The organism is Microvirga sp. HBU67558 (genome assembly GCF_018069605.1).
Lineage (GTDB): Bacteria > Pseudomonadota > Alphaproteobacteria > Rhizobiales > Beijerinckiaceae > Microvirga > Microvirga terrae.
Map to the genome: position 1 here is coordinate 1 of NZ_JAGPUP010000440.1, position 13535 is coordinate 13535.

15 protein-coding genes are annotated in these 13535 nt (G+C 64.2%); 9 read left to right on the plus strand and 6 right to left on the minus strand.

The genetic code is table 11. The features are described from left to right. Positions 1 to 209: 209 nt before the first annotated feature. A complete protein-coding gene (locus tag KBI52_RS04985) occupies positions 210 to 1103 on the minus strand; it encodes a LysR family transcriptional regulator (protein WP_173945545.1) in 894 nt (297 codons plus the stop codon). Between the two features lie 142 nt (positions 1104 to 1245). On the opposite strand from KBI52_RS04985, the gene KBI52_RS04990 reads away from it, so the two are divergent. Together KBI52_RS04990 and KBI52_RS04995 are read left to right on the plus strand one after the other, a co-directional pair. Continuing rightward, positions 1246 to 2211 carry an MBL fold metallo-hydrolase gene (locus KBI52_RS04990; protein ID WP_173945544.1) on the plus strand — a complete coding sequence of 322 codons (966 nt, stop codon included), beginning with the start codon at positions 1246 to 1248 and terminating at the stop codon, positions 2209 to 2211. A gap of 34 nt (positions 2212 to 2245) precedes the next feature. Beyond that, the gene (locus KBI52_RS04995; protein ID WP_173945543.1) at positions 2246 to 2905 is read left to right on the plus strand and encodes a pyridoxamine 5'-phosphate oxidase family protein; all 660 of its coding nucleotides are present in this window, start codon (positions 2246 to 2248) and stop codon (positions 2903 to 2905) included. 351 nt (positions 2906 to 3256) lie between these two features. Here the strand turns inward: KBI52_RS04995 and KBI52_RS05000 are convergent, their stop codons facing one another. From KBI52_RS05000 to KBI52_RS05010, 3 genes are all read right to left on the minus strand, one after another. Next, positions 3257 to 3769, minus strand: coding sequence for a hypothetical protein (locus KBI52_RS05000; protein WP_210805800.1), 513 nt, complete (start codon positions 3767 to 3769; stop codon positions 3257 to 3259). 30 nt (positions 3770 to 3799) lie between these two features. Next, positions 3800 to 4939, minus strand: a complete 1140-nt coding sequence (locus KBI52_RS05005) for a histidine kinase (protein WP_173945541.1) — start codon at positions 4937 to 4939, stop codon at positions 3800 to 3802. 608 nt (positions 4940 to 5547) lie between these two features. Then, positions 5548 to 5832 (minus strand): hypothetical protein, encoded by a 285-nt coding sequence (locus KBI52_RS05010; protein WP_247654191.1) that lies wholly within the window; start codon positions 5830 to 5832, stop codon positions 5548 to 5550. A 226-nt stretch (positions 5833 to 6058) separates the two neighbouring features. On the opposite strand from KBI52_RS05010, the gene KBI52_RS05015 reads away from it, so the two are divergent. Beyond that, complete coding sequence (locus tag KBI52_RS05015; protein WP_173945539.1) at positions 6059 to 6253, plus strand: hypothetical protein; 195 nt, start codon at positions 6059 to 6061, stop codon at positions 6251 to 6253. 234 nt (positions 6254 to 6487) lie between these two features. Here KBI52_RS05015 and KBI52_RS05020 read toward each other — a convergent pair whose 3' ends face one another. Beyond that, positions 6488 to 6916 carry a response regulator gene (locus KBI52_RS05020; RefSeq protein WP_247654192.1) on the minus strand — a complete coding sequence of 143 codons (429 nt, stop codon included), beginning with the start codon at positions 6914 to 6916 and terminating at the stop codon, positions 6488 to 6490. Positions 6917 to 7165: 249 nt separating this feature from the next. On the opposite strand from KBI52_RS05020, the gene KBI52_RS05025 reads away from it, so the two are divergent. The 6 genes from KBI52_RS05025 (at position 7166) to KBI52_RS05050 (ending at position 12569) form a co-directional block, all read left to right on the plus strand. Further along, entirely contained in the window at positions 7166 to 7726 is a 561-nt protein-coding gene (locus KBI52_RS05025; protein WP_173945537.1) for a transglutaminase-like cysteine peptidase, read from the plus strand. A 334-nt stretch (positions 7727 to 8060) separates the two neighbouring features. Continuing rightward, entirely contained in the window at positions 8061 to 8891 is an 831-nt protein-coding gene (locus KBI52_RS05030; protein ID WP_210805804.1) for a hypothetical protein, read from the plus strand. Between the two features lie 364 nt (positions 8892 to 9255). Beyond that, a complete protein-coding gene (locus tag KBI52_RS05035) occupies positions 9256 to 9573 on the plus strand; it encodes a helix-turn-helix transcriptional regulator (protein WP_210805806.1) in 318 nt (105 codons plus the stop codon). 53 nt (positions 9574 to 9626) lie between these two features. Then, positions 9627 to 9881, plus strand: a complete 255-nt coding sequence (locus KBI52_RS05040; RefSeq protein ID WP_173945534.1) for a DUF1127 domain-containing protein — start codon at positions 9627 to 9629, stop codon at positions 9879 to 9881. Between the two features lie 15 nt (positions 9882 to 9896). Beyond that, positions 9897 to 11327, plus strand: a complete 1431-nt coding sequence (locus KBI52_RS05045) for an NAD(P)-binding domain-containing protein (RefSeq protein WP_210805808.1) — start codon at positions 9897 to 9899, stop codon at positions 11325 to 11327. A gap of 51 nt (positions 11328 to 11378) precedes the next feature. Beyond that, positions 11379 to 12569, plus strand: coding sequence for an MFS transporter (locus tag KBI52_RS05050; RefSeq protein ID WP_210805810.1), 1191 nt, complete (start codon positions 11379 to 11381; stop codon positions 12567 to 12569). 2 nt (positions 12570 to 12571) lie between these two features. On the opposite strand, the gene KBI52_RS05055 is transcribed toward KBI52_RS05050, so the two are convergent. After that, positions 12572 to 13312, minus strand: coding sequence for an MBL fold metallo-hydrolase (locus KBI52_RS05055; protein ID WP_210805812.1), 741 nt, complete (start codon positions 13310 to 13312; stop codon positions 12572 to 12574). Between the last annotated feature and the right edge of the window lie 223 nt (positions 13313 to 13535).

Here is a 13535-nt window from a genome sequence, read left to right on the forward strand (position 1 = left end):
TCGCCAGGGCACTCAAACAAGGAGGTCTTCGGAAGATTGTGCGAAGGTCCGCTCGCGCTGCGAATGCAGGCGGATGGGCAAGGTCAGTCCCGTGCCAATGGCAGACCTTCCCAAGCTCCTTTGACTTCAGGAATGCTCCGATTGGAAGGTCCACCATTGCAAGGTGAGAGGAATGCTGACTGGACCGGGGGTGAATTGCAGGGTCCACGTCATGACAGTCGAACTCGAAGCCGCGGTGCCGCCCAGTCGATGAAGGCCCGAGCCTTGGGTGCGAGCCGACCTCCTTCGGGATAGACAAGGGTCACAGGCATGGGCTCGGGGGCGAACTCTTCGAGGATCGCGAGCAGGGCACCTGAGCGCAACTCCTGCTCGATTTGATATGACAGGAGACGGACAGTCCCCAGACCCGCCACCGCCGCGGCCACCGCAGCTTCCGTCGAGTTCACAGCCAGGCGCGTCCGCGGCTCGGCTGTCCAGGCGGGGCTGTCGCCGCGATAGCGCCATTCGGGCGCGCGCTCAAAGCCCTGGAACGTGATGCCGTCATGCTGTGCGAGATCGCCTGGCGTATTGGGAACTCCGCGTCGAGCGAGGTAGGCAGGGCTGGCGCAGGCAATACGGCGGATAGACCCGACCTTCGTCGCCCGTAAGCCGCCATCGACCAAATGGCCAATGCGAACGGCAACATCGATGTGTTCCTCGACTAGATCCACTTGGCGGTCGTTGAGGAAAAGCCGCAGGTCGATCTCTGGGTGCTCCTTCAGGAAGTCGAGGGCGATCGGCAAGACATGAATTCGACCGAACATCGTAGGCGCTGTCACGTGAAGCTCACCCCTGAGCGTAGTGTACTCGCCCGCCGCCTCGCGCTCTGCTTCCCCGACTTGCTCCAGGATGCGTTTGGCCGCCTCCACATATCCGCGGCCCGCGTCGGTCAGCTCAACCCGTCGACTTGTGCGCACCAGAAGCTGGGCGTTCAGGTGCCGCTCCAGGTCCGCCACCTTGCGGCTCACCGTAGCTAGAGGCGCGCGCAGGCGGCGTGAGGCGGCCGACAGGCTTCCCTCCTCCACGACGGCGAGCAGAACGGCCATGGCGTCGAAGCGGTCCATCGCACCTTCCAAAAAATGAGAGGAAAGGTCTTGAATTCGTAGGATACCGGTTGGGACAGGGAGGGTCTAGTGTCTGCCCAGACTCGGGCGTCGACATCGATCAGGATCATCACCTGGGTCACAAAACCTTGGAGCTTCTCCCATGCCCCTCTCGCTCTCCCGTCGCGCTTTCGCCTTTGGCCTTCCGACTGCCGGGCTTATGGCCGGTGCACAGACCCTGCCTGCACGAGCCGTAAGCAGCCAACCCGCCTCCGCTGTCACGCCGCTCGCGCAAATCAAGGTGGGCCGCTTTACCGTGACGGCGCTGTCGGATGGCTACGCGGATATGTCCTATGGCTACTTCCCGGGCCGGACGTCCGAGCAGGTCGAAGCCGCGGCCAAGGCCCAGTTCACGGCACGACCCAGCGGTGTGCGCTTTCTGTTCAATCAGTATCTCATCGAGGACGGATCGAGCCGCATCCTGATCGATGCCGGACCCGCCGGCACGCTGGGACAAACCGGGCAACTTCCCCAGGCGCTTGCCGCCCGCGGGTTGAAACCCGAACAGGTCGACGCTGTGATCGTGACTCACATGCACCAGGATCACCTGGGAGGCCTTGTCGCAGGCGGCCGCCGTGTTTTCCCGAAGGCGGAGGTGTATGTCGACCGGCGCGACATCGCGCATTGGACCGATCCGAGCAAGCAGGCCGCCGCGCCCGACTATCTGCAACCCAGCTTCCGCCTCTCGGCCGACCTCGTTCGGCTGTATCCGAAGCTCCAGGCCACCCAGGGCGACCACCAGATCGCCCGCGGCGTGTCACTTGTCGACCTTGCGGGACATACTCCAGGCCACATCGGTGTGCGGATCGAGGACCGAGGACAAAGCCTAATCATGGTCTCCGACATGCTGTTTCCGGTGGTGCACCCGGCCATGGGAACCGACGTGAACTTCCTGATGGAGGCGGATCGGCCGGCAGCACAAGCCATGCGAGCCCGTTTCTTCCCCCGGGCAGCCGAGGAGGGTGTGCTCATTGCAGCAACGCACATGCCTTTCCCTGGTCTCGGCCGGATCGTGTCCGACCAAGGCCATTTGGCTTGGCATGCCGCTGACTGGGCCTACCAGGACTGATGCCGCAATCCTCCTGTTTTCCACGAGGTTGACCATGCTACACAGATGGCTCGAGATCGCATCGACCCCTTCAGTGAAGGTCGCGCGTGAGCGATACGGAAGCGCAGCCCAGTACGCGCGCCTGGATGGCACGCTGGACAGGGCTGGGCCGGTCCGCAACGACCGGCTCGGCGACGCAGAAGCGGCTTTCATTGAAGGACGCGACGGGTTCTATCTCGCCTCTGTCTCCGAAACCGGCTGGCCTTATGTGCAGTACCGGGGTGGCCCGGCGGGATTCCTGCGCGTCCTGGACGATCACACGCTTGGCTTCGCGGATTTTCGGGGCAATCGGCAGTATGTGACGACCGGCAACGTTGCGGAGAATGATCGGGTCTCGCTGTTCCTGATGGACTACGCTCATCAGCGGCGGCTCAAGATCTTCGGGCACTTGCGGATGATCGATGTGAGCGCGGACCCCGAACTGGTGGCAACCCTCGCCGTGCCAGACTACGCGGCTCGTTCCGAGCGCGGGGCCCTCATCCAGGTTGAGGCTTTCGACTGGAACTGCCCTCAGCACATCACCCCTCGCTTCACGCACGAGGAACTGGACCTGGTGCTCAATCCGGTGCGTGAGGAGATCGAGCGTCTGCGCGCCGAGAACCGACGCCTGCGTCATCGGCTGGGCCGAGAGGCGGGAACGGCCGGTCAGGATTGATATCACCAGGCGCACGATGCGCATCACTGTACGCAAGCAATACCGTCGGCGCACTTGAACCGCCCTTCGCAGATTTCAATGACGACCATAACCTCGGGAACACGTACGGTCCGCATTGGGTCATCCGAGGAGATGGCTAACGCCACAGGAATGTCTGTTGTCTCCTTCGTCAGCAGACCTTCGGTGTACTTCGCGAATGTGCCGAGACCTGACTTTCCTACACACGATGCGGCGCCATCGGAGAGCCGGATCGCCAGGGAATAGGGTGCCCTCTTGCCGCTGGCCTACTTCGGACCGGAACGTGGGTTGCGCGCGCAGGCCTCAGTCCGGCGCCCCCTCCATCTTGATCGCTTAGTAGCGGCCGCCGACCCCGAGGCTCATCGCCTGGTCGCCGATCTCGAACACCTTCGCCACCACGAGGTTGACCGGCACCGTCAGCTTGTTGTTCGTCCAGTCGGCGCTCGATTCCGTGTTGAGCGTGACGCTCCACCCCTGACCGAAATTGTACGACGCGAATGGCTGGACGAAGGTGGAGCTCACGTTGAAGCGACCGGGCGGCCGGCATAGGACCAGACGTGGTTGGCGAGCCCCCGATGGTCCACGCCCCTGGTGCGTCAGCACGACGCCGGTCGGACCCACGCCCCATTTCTCCGTGCCGAGGCTGTCATCGGTGGCGGTCGGCCACAGGAAGGCGGGGCCAACACCCCAGATCAGCCCGCCCGCCGTCGGCTTCGACGGCGAGAGGAAGAAGCTCTTGGTGGTTTCGCCTAATCCGAATTCGAAGGTCGGCACGTCCCGGGCGTGGAACCATCCCGCGATGATGCTGCCGGCAGCCAGCAATCCCCGGACGGCCCAACCGATCATCGCAACCTCCCCGAAATGGCCGCAAGGATGTCAGTGCACCGCGGAGGGACTCGTTGCGGCAGGCTCCCGACCGCTCCCGAGATCGGACGCGAACCCGAGCGGCAGGGTGGCCACGACCAGCGTACCCCGCGCATGGCTCAGGAGCCGCAGGCTGCCGCCGAACCGCACCATGCGGGCCTGCATGCTGGTGACGCCGACCCCGAGCAGGGCTCCGCTCTCGGCCGCCTTCCGGACGCCGCGGGTCAGCCCACAGCCATCATCGAGAACGCGCAGCTTCAGGGTATCGGCCTCGACCCGCAGGTCGATGATCAGCCGGGACGCGGCCGCATGCCGATAGGTATTGGTCAGCGCCTCCTGGATGACCCGGAGCAGAGCGCGCTGGACATCGAAGGGGAGGCTGTCAGCCGTGTCGGGCATGCGGATGGAGGCGTCCAGGCCCGTCCGGCGCGCGAAGCCGGCCGCAAAAGCCTGCACGGTTCCAGCCAAGCCGCTATGCTCCAGGCCCGGCGGGTGCAGGAGATAGGTAAAACTGCGCAGCTCCCTGGCAGCTTCCTCCACCGCGTCCGCGGCCTCATTGAGCACCTTCTGGCCCTCGCCGGAGCTGACATACTGCTTCAGCCGCATGAGGTGGAGGTCGGCTGCCACGAGATGCTGGGTAGTCGAGTCGTGCAGTTCCTCGGCGATCCGTTGCCGCTCCTCGTCCTGGAGGCTCAGGAAGCGTCCGGCGAGCTCATCCAAGGCTGCCTTGGCGGCACGCTGTTCCGTGACGTCGGTGAAGAAGACGCTCAATCCCTCCGTCGAGGGGCAGACCAGAAGATCGAGACAGCGGCCGCGCCGCAGGCCGGACATCACCTCACGCCGGATGCGCCGCCGCCCCTCCATGCCCTCGCGAATGACGCGGCTGCACTCGGCATCAGGACTGCACAGGTCCCAGAGGGACGTGCCCAGGACCTGGTCCAAATCCGGGCCCACCCAGTCCCTCGCCGCCTCGTTGAGGTCGGTGACGCGATAAGACCTGTCCAAGGTGAAATAACAGTCGCTGACGCTGGCCAGGACAGACCTGAGCCGCTCGTTTGCATGGTCGACCTCTACCGCCGCTCCGATGCGACCCGGCAGGTCATGCTGCTGCCGCTTCTCCGATGCGGTCCGCGGCGAGGACAGGTCACCCATGGCGCAGCTCCAGAACAAGGGAACGACCGGATGACGGAGATTGTCGCGGTGCCGTCGATGTGGCTGGCTAGGCGATCCGCATCCGATTGGCCTGGCAGTCTAACATAGATTAAACGGCGACGGGATGGGACGGCACCAGCTCGCGCTGGCATGTGTGTCGGCACCAATGACGGCTTCGGCATTGGATATGAGCGCTGATGTTGTTCCTATCAGAGCATCGATCTCACTGCGTACAAACTGCGGAAGGTCTCTTCAGGGTGAGGCAGTGACGATCCCCTGCCCTCCGGGAACGTCCGCTGTCCCTGGCGAGCCTGTGTGAAAACTCGAACAGGCTGGGCCTTGGCGCACTATTTATACAATCTTGTGCTTTTGCACCGGGAAATCCCCGGCCTTCTCGCGACCGCAAGACAGAAAATTGCTCGAAGACACGAACGGTCAGTGTTTTCACACAGGCTCCCTGGCAAGAGCAGACTTTAGGCCCACTTCCGAGAGGTGCCACGTCCGGACCTTTCGTCTACCGAGTTCATGCTTCGGCCGTCGCACGGCAGATGGTCACGCCCAGGGGGAGAACCGACATCGACTCAGAGTGCTTGCAGATCCGCTTGCGGTCAGTGAATGGTGGGATCCAACGTAATCGACAGCAAGGTACGGCCGGTGGGATCCGCGATATCGAGCCTCCAGCCTTGCCAGGATGCGCCGAGTTGGATCGCCTCGGTCCGAATATCCTCGATGGCCTGCAACGCCATTTCTTTCGCCGTGGCCAAATCCGAGACCTCAATGCCGATGTCATCCAAGATCATCTCTTCGCCGTTCGCCAGGTGAAAATAGCAGCGCATCGATGGTTCTGGATCCAAGAGGATGGCAGGGTGCTCGACCGAGACCTCAGGTGGCATCGATACTGCTAAGGTCTTATACTGGTATTTAGCCGTACGCCATGGCCTTGCCAACAGAACGACTTGGCAATCCTCGTACGCGGAATAAAAACCACACCAAACCGTTACGCTTTCTTATTGGTGGTAATGTACTGGCCTTGCCAAGCTGCACAGATGGAAACGGTCCGCCACAATGAGAACGAACATGCGCAGGAGATCAGCACCCACGGGCCGGTGGAGCGTTCCCATGACCGCATTCGTGGGATTCATGGCCGGCATTTTTCTCGCTACGGCTCGCCATTTCAGCCATAACCATCTCGGGTACACTCCAGACGGCTTGGTGGCGCATTTCATCCCCCACTTGATCGCCACCGTCTCGATCTGTGCACTCCTGTTTGCTCTCGCCTCCATGATCCTCAACCGGCTCATGCAGAAGCGATGATGATGAGCCAGTCTAGGTCGGCATGACGCTCTTGGGCGAGGTGGAAGCGCTTGAAATGCCTCAGGATGCAGCCACCGTAGTTTCGACCGTAACGACCTACCGCTCCATCATCGTGGGGACCAGATCCAATCATCGGGTGGGATGAGCCGGAAGGGGATCCAACTCGTAAAACGCAAGCCCTCACCTGGGCAGCGTGCGTGGGGCTTGTGGGATGCTGTGTTGGCCGTTCTCGCGCTAGCCAGCTTTGGGAAATGGCACAACCGTTCCATCCACCCGATCGACCTCTGTCTCGGCCGAATGCCCTGCTCTGGCGGTTTGAGCGCGCTCGGCGGCGGAACGCACATAGGATACCAGGGTTTCGCTCGGGCAGGGCTTGGCCAGGAACGCGGCTCCCGGCGGCAGATCTCCTTGCCTCGGCCATTCCCGTCCCGAGGTGATCAGGATTTCGGTGCTGGGCCAGTGCTCGTGAACCTGGCGGGCGAGCGCGTAGCCGTTGCGGCCCGGTGGCATTTCGACGTCCGAGAGCACGACGTCCACCTCAACCCCGGCCCTCAGCAGGGTGAGGGCCTCGTCAGCGTTGGCTGCTTCGACAACCCGGAAGTCGGCTTCGATCAGCAGGTCAGCCGTCACCAGCCGCACCAGCGGCTCGTCCTCGACCAGCAATACGGTTCCTAGAAACAAATGCGACACGGGACGAACAGAACGAGAGAATGGCGAGATGAAACGCATCGGCCATGCTTCGGTTCCTTCTCGGAGCACCGCGCTTCGAAGAAGGAGCCGATGGATGATGGTTGGGCTGTTTCAAGCTGCCTCATTCTAGGCTTAAAGTCATAGTTAATGCGCTCCTAACAAGACAAACGAGTCGAATGCCGCAGATGTCGGCTTGGACAAAATTCGTTCGGGGGCATTCCTATGATGTCGATCTCTCGCTGCCTGGCTGGCGGCCTTGTACTCACCTTGGCGACGGCGCTTTATTCCGGGCCGGTCTCGGCTAAGCCTGCTGCGCACGTAACCCTCACGCCGGAGCGGATATCGGAGCTTCGGCAGATCAACAGCCATGTGAACAGCACCATTGTCGAAGTGTCCGACATGGACCAGTACGGACGCGAGGACGTCTGGACGCTTCCGACGAGTGGCCGGGGCGACTGCGAGGATTTCGCGCTGCTGAAGCGCAAGCTGCTCTTGCAGCGTGGCTGGCCGGCCTCGGCGCTGTCGATCTCGGTCGGCACGACCTCATCCGGTGAGCCGCATGCGGTGCTTGTCGTGACGACGGTCAGTGGCGAGTACGTCCTGGACAACCTGACCTCGTCCATCCTTTCGCCCGCCCAAACAGGCCACACGTTCCTCTCACGGCAGTCGGGCCGCGGGTGGGTTTCGGCTTCGGGCGCAAGGACCAGCGAGCCAACGGTGGATCTTCCCGTCGCCCGTGGCCTGCCGGTGGCGCAGGCCGGGTTTCGCCGGCCGCGCGGCTGACCCGCTCCCTCTCCAGGTAAGCCGTGGAACTGAGTTGGCTATAGGATCGTTCGCCGGTCGGGCCAAATCAGCGTCCCGTCGGGTATTGCTTGCCCCTGATAGTTGAAGACTATTAGGGGCTTTCCTTTAGTTCGCGCTCGAAGGACAGGCTAAAGCCGAGGTGCGGGCAGGTATAAAGATTGTCTATCCGTTAACAGGCGCAGGCATATTCACATATCATCTGAAAATATTTCTAAGGATGCGCCGGAACCATGTTCTTGGTTGGGCGTCATCTAGCAACCTGAGCCGCTCTTCTGCGATCAGCCTCCATTAGTACTCTCTTGTAAGGTGAACCATGAAGCGTTCGCACGCTCTCGCTTTGTCAGCGATGACCCTGTTTCTTGCCACGTCGGCCTCCGTTCAGGCCCAGATGCCCAGGTCAGGCCAACAATGCCAGCCTGCCGTTGCCAATGCATCCATGTACGGCAACTGCCGCCTCCGCATCGTCCAGGGCCAGGAAGTCTGCCGATGCGCGATCCTTCCGCAGGCACGACGTGCGGTAAACCAGGACGCCAGAGCTGAGACGACCGGATCCATCGGGGCGCCCGGAGCATCGTTCCTGGATCGGCTCTTCGGCTCTGGCACCAACTCGGTCACGGCCGGCACTTCAGCGCGATCCGCGGCGGGTTCTCCTGCAATTGCTGGTTCCGTGACGGGCAGGAGTGCGACCTCCTCCGGCAGCGCTATGGCAGGCGCAGTCGGGAACTCGGGTTCCGGTAGTGCAGCCGGACGATCCGCAGCCGGAGGCCTCGCCGGAGCCGCGTCTGGAGAGGCCTCGGCTGGCGCTTCCATCGGCGGGAGCTCTGCTGGTGGCAGCAGCCCGGCCGGCAGCAGCGGTGGCATCGGAGGCTCGAGCGGCAATGGCAGCCGCGGGTCGGCAGGATCCGGCGGCAATGGCAATGGCAACGGACCGGGCAACGGAAACGGTCAGGGGCCGGGCAACAACAACGGCCTCGGCAATGGATCGGAGCCCGCCGACAATACCAGTACCGACGTGAAGGGCACCGATCCGTCCAATCCAGGTGGCGGCAACGGCAACGCGGGTGACGGCGGCGATCGAGGCGGCAATGGGAATGGTGGTGGAAACGACGGCGGTAATGGCGGCGGCAATGGTGGAAGGCGCTGATCGTCGGCTCCTGCCGTCGGCCTGATAGTCCGGCCCGAGCGTCCTTCCGATCCACAGGTCGACATGGAAGCTCACCACGGCCCTTGGCTGCTTGAACAGCCAAGGGTTGAGCGGGCAATTCTACAGGCAAGCGGGACCTTCGCTCGCACTTTGGTGCAGGTTCTACAAGCCGCCTGAACCGATCACCCAGTCTGGGTGAAAAGTCCGCATTGGGTCAAGCTGAGCCGCGGGCATGGCTGTGTGAGGGTCCGCTGTCCGGGGCTTCACGGACAGTATCCTCACGGTCCATACCAAGCTGCCTCCTATTTCGACGATTATGGAAGTAATGCTTGACCTGCGCAGCGGACCCCTGCATCTTATTTCCATGAACATCGAACAAGCCGCCAAGCAGCTCGAAGCGCTCGGGAACACCACGCGGCTCCAGGTCTACCGCACGCTGGTCCGGGCCGGAGAGGCCGGCCTGCCGGTCGGGCAGATCCAGGAACGCCTCGGCATTCCGCCGTCGACGCTCTCGCATCACCTCCAGCGGCTCCTGCTGACCGGGTTGGTGACGCAGGAGCGGCAGGCCACCACTCTGATTTGCCGGGCCAGCTACCCGGCGATGAACGGCATCATCGGTTTCCTGGCCGACGAGTGCTGCGCCGACGCCGGATGCTCGACCCGGGCGGAGAACGCCGCCTGATCATTTTTTGCCCGATATTTCGATACTACCGGAAATATGAAAAGGAGAGACAGATGGCTGGCTTCCTACCCTTCATGCTCCATCTCGCTCGCGTGGCCCGGAACCGTCGGCATGTCGTCGCCCTCGGCGAACTGGACGACCATCTCCTGCGCGACATCGGCCTCGAGCGGGCGGACGTCCTCGCCGTCCTGGCCCAGCCGCGCCACCGCGATCCCTCGCGGATGCTCAAGGTCCTCTGCTGCCAGGGGCGCGTCTTCGTCGAGCGCGTCCGCGACGGCTTCGCTCCCCGCCCTGCTTCCTGCTGCTGACCAAGGAGTCCTCCCATGACCACGCTCGATAACCTTCCCGTTGCCATCATCGGCGCGGGCCCGGTCGGTTTGGCCGCCGCTGCCCATCTCATCCAGCGTGGCCTGCCCGTAAAGGTCTACGAGACCGGAGCCACCGTCGGCGCCAACGTAAGAGACTGGGGCCACGTCCGCCTGTTCTCGCCGTGGGAGTACAACACCGACACAGCGGCCCGCGCCCTGCTCCAGTCCCATGGCTGGCGGGAGACGCCCGGGAAGGTCATGCCGACGGGATCGGACCTATACGAGGCCTACCTCAAGCCTCTGGCCGAAACGCCGGAAATGGCGGCGGTGATCGAGACGGGAGCCACGGTGAAGGCGATCACCCGGCAAGGAGCCGACAAGGTGCTCAGCAAGGGCCGCGAGACCAAGCCCTTCGTGCTGGCCGTCTCGAACGGCAACGGCGCGATCCGGCGCGACCGCGCCCGGGCGGTGATTGACGCCTCCGGCACATGGACGGTTCCCAATCCCCTCGGCGCGGGCGGCATCCTCGCCGAGGGCGAGGCGGAGAATACGGCAAACATCGCCTATGGCATCCCGGACGTGCTCGGGCGCGACCGCGCTGCCTACGAGGGCAAGACAACGCTCGTCGTGGGTGCCGGGCATTCGGCCGCCAACGTCCTGCTCGACCTCGCCCGGCTCGCGGAGCGCAATCCCGAAACGTCCATCGTGTGGGCGACCCGCGGCGAGAACCTGATGCGCGTGTACGGCGGCGGAAGCGCCGACCAGCTTCCGGCCCGCGGCGAGCTCGGTTCGAGCCTCAAGGCCCTCGTTGATAGCGGACGGGTCACGCTGGTCTCCGGTTTCTCCGTGGTCCGCGTCAGGGCCGATGGCAATCAGGTCACCGTCGATGGCGAGACGCCGCAGGGCATCCGCGAGATCGGCCCGGTCGACCGGATCGTGGTGTCGACCGGACAACGCCCCGACCTCAACCTGACCCGCGAGCTGCGGCTCGACCTCGACCCGTGGCTGGAAAGCTCGAAGGCGCTCGGGCCGCTGATCGACCCGAACCTGCACTCCTGCGGATCGGTGCCGCCGCATGGCCACCGCGAACTCGCCCACCCGGAGCCGGGCTTCTACACGGTTGGCATCAAGTCGTATGGCCGTGCCCCTACCTTCCTGATGCTCACGGGCTACGAGCAGGTCCGGTCCGTTGTGGCGGCCATCGCCGGCGATCTTGCGGCGGCTGACGACATCCACCTCGTGCTGCCGGAGACGGGTGTGTGCTCGACCAACATCCCCGCAGATAGAGCAACGGCATCCTCGGGATGCTGCGGCGGCGCCGCCCCAGCGCAGGTCGATGCCTGCTGCGTCGCGGATGCCGAGGCCAAGGCGGCGGGCCAGTCGGGCTGTGGCTGCGGACCCGCGAAGACGCCGGAGAAGGTTGCAGAGCCTGTGGGCTGCTGCTGAGATCGGCCCGTGTCGAATCCGGTGAGCGAGTCCCTAGCGAGCGAACCCGCCATGCCGAAACAGAACCCGAGGGTGGTCATCTCCGCCCTCGGGATCACGCAGATCCTCGCCTGGGGATCGTCCTTCTACCTGCCGGCCGTGCTCGCCAAGCCGATCGCCGCCGACACCGGATGGTCGCTCGGCTGGGTCGTGGCCGGGCTGTCCGTCGGACTGCTCGCGGCCGGGCTGGTCGCGCCCCGGGTCGGGCGCACCATCGATGCGAAGGGCGGCCGTCCGGTCCTCGTCGGCAGCTCGGTCATGCTCGCGGCCGGACACGCGACGCTGGCGCTCGCCTATAACCTTCCGGTCTACCTGATGGCTTGGCTCGTCATGGGCGTCGGCATGGGATCGGGCCTCTACGACGCGGGATTCGCCACGCTGGGCCGCCTGTACGGCAAGGATGCCCGGCGCGCGATCACCACCCTGACCCTGTGGGGCGGCTTCGCCAGCACGGTCTGCTGGCCATTCAGCGCCTGGCTCGTCGAGCACTTCGGCTGGCGCGGCGCCTGTGCGGCCTATGCCGCGATCCATCTGCTCGTATGCCTTCCGCTGCACGCCTTCGTCATACCCGGCATCGGGGCGCCCGCAGGTGGCGGCAAGGCCTCCGGCGCGAAGCCAGGGCAAACGTCTCCTGCCCACCTGACCGGAGCCCGACGGACGCGCGCGTTCATGCTCCTTGCCATGATCCTCACCCTCGGAGCCATGACCGCCTCCATGATCGGAGTGCACCTGCTCACCTTCCTCCAGGCACGGGGGCTCGGCCTTGCTGCCGCCGTCGCGCTCGGTGCGCTGGTCGGCCCGTCGCAGGTCGGCGCCCGCATCGTCGAGATGGCCTTCGGTCGCCACTACCATCCGATCTGGACCATGGCAGCCTCCGTCACCCTCGTTGCGTGCGGGGTCGTGCTGCTGTTCCTCGGGTTCCCGATCCTGGCGCTTGCCTTGGCGCTGTACGGTGCGGGCAATGGCATCGGCTCGATCGCGAAGGGAACCCTGCCGCTCGAACTGTTCGGAGCGGAGGGGTACGCGTCGCTCATGGGCAGGCTGGCGATGCCCAGCCTGCTCGCCCAGGCGCTCTCGCCCTCTCTCGGCGCAGTCCTGATCGAGTGGAGCGGTCCGGGTGCCGCCCTCGGCTTCCTCGCCGGGATGACGTGCCTGAACATCGTCCTCGTCGGGGCGCTGTGGGTGACGACCTGGGATCGTTGATGTCAGGCCGACGTCCCCGCCATCGCCGCACGCAGGCGGCCATCGTAAGCGCTTGCCAGGTCGTGCAGAGCCCCAACCGTGTCGCCCACGAAGGACGAGCCGTGCATCAGGGCCAGAGCGCGTGGGGCAAGGTCGGCCAGCCGGCGAACGGTCGGTGCGATGCTCGGCCCGAGGCTCGTGTCGTAGAAGATGTCCTCGGCCGCAAGTGCCGGGCCCACGATGTCGCTTTCGGTGAGCGCAGGGCCGTTGCCCAGATGCGTGAAGAGATCGCCGCAGAACAACGTTCGGCTGGTCTCCTCAAAGATCACGCCGGCATCCCAGCCGTGCGGCACATGCGGCGTGTCGATGTACCGGATCCGCTTGCCGCCGATGTCGATCACCTCGCCATTCGACAGCACACGCGGCGCACGATCGGCCATGTCATTCAGCGACACCAGGCATCCCGTCATTCCGTGCGCGACCTGCGCGTTCGGGGCCACGGCCAGCCATTCGTTCATAGCGCCGCATTCGTCGGCTTCGTAGTGGCCAAACGTGATCCAGCGTAGGTCCTGCACTGGCATGATCCGGGACACGGCTTCGGACACAAGCGGGAACATCTTCCGCAGTCCGGCGTGGAACAGGAGCGGCTCCTCCCCGACGACGAGGAACTGATTGAACGTAAATCCGGCTGGCGGCACGATGTCAGGCACGTAAGTCGAGAAACGGTAGATGCCATCTCCGATCTCGTCGATGCGTGTTTCCATCGAAGTGCTCCCTGGTCTACCCCGCGTCCACGGGATTAGAACCCGTTTTCGGTTCGGAAATGCGGCATTCACGACCCGTTCCTGGGACACTGGGCTGACAGTTCGGGACGCTCAATGTCATTTTCCCACCAGGTCTAAGGTCCGGTTGGGGTCAATCTGAGAAATTTGCGCCTTTATCAGAAGGTCTGGTGTTCCCTCATGAAGGGGACGTCGAGCCACTTCC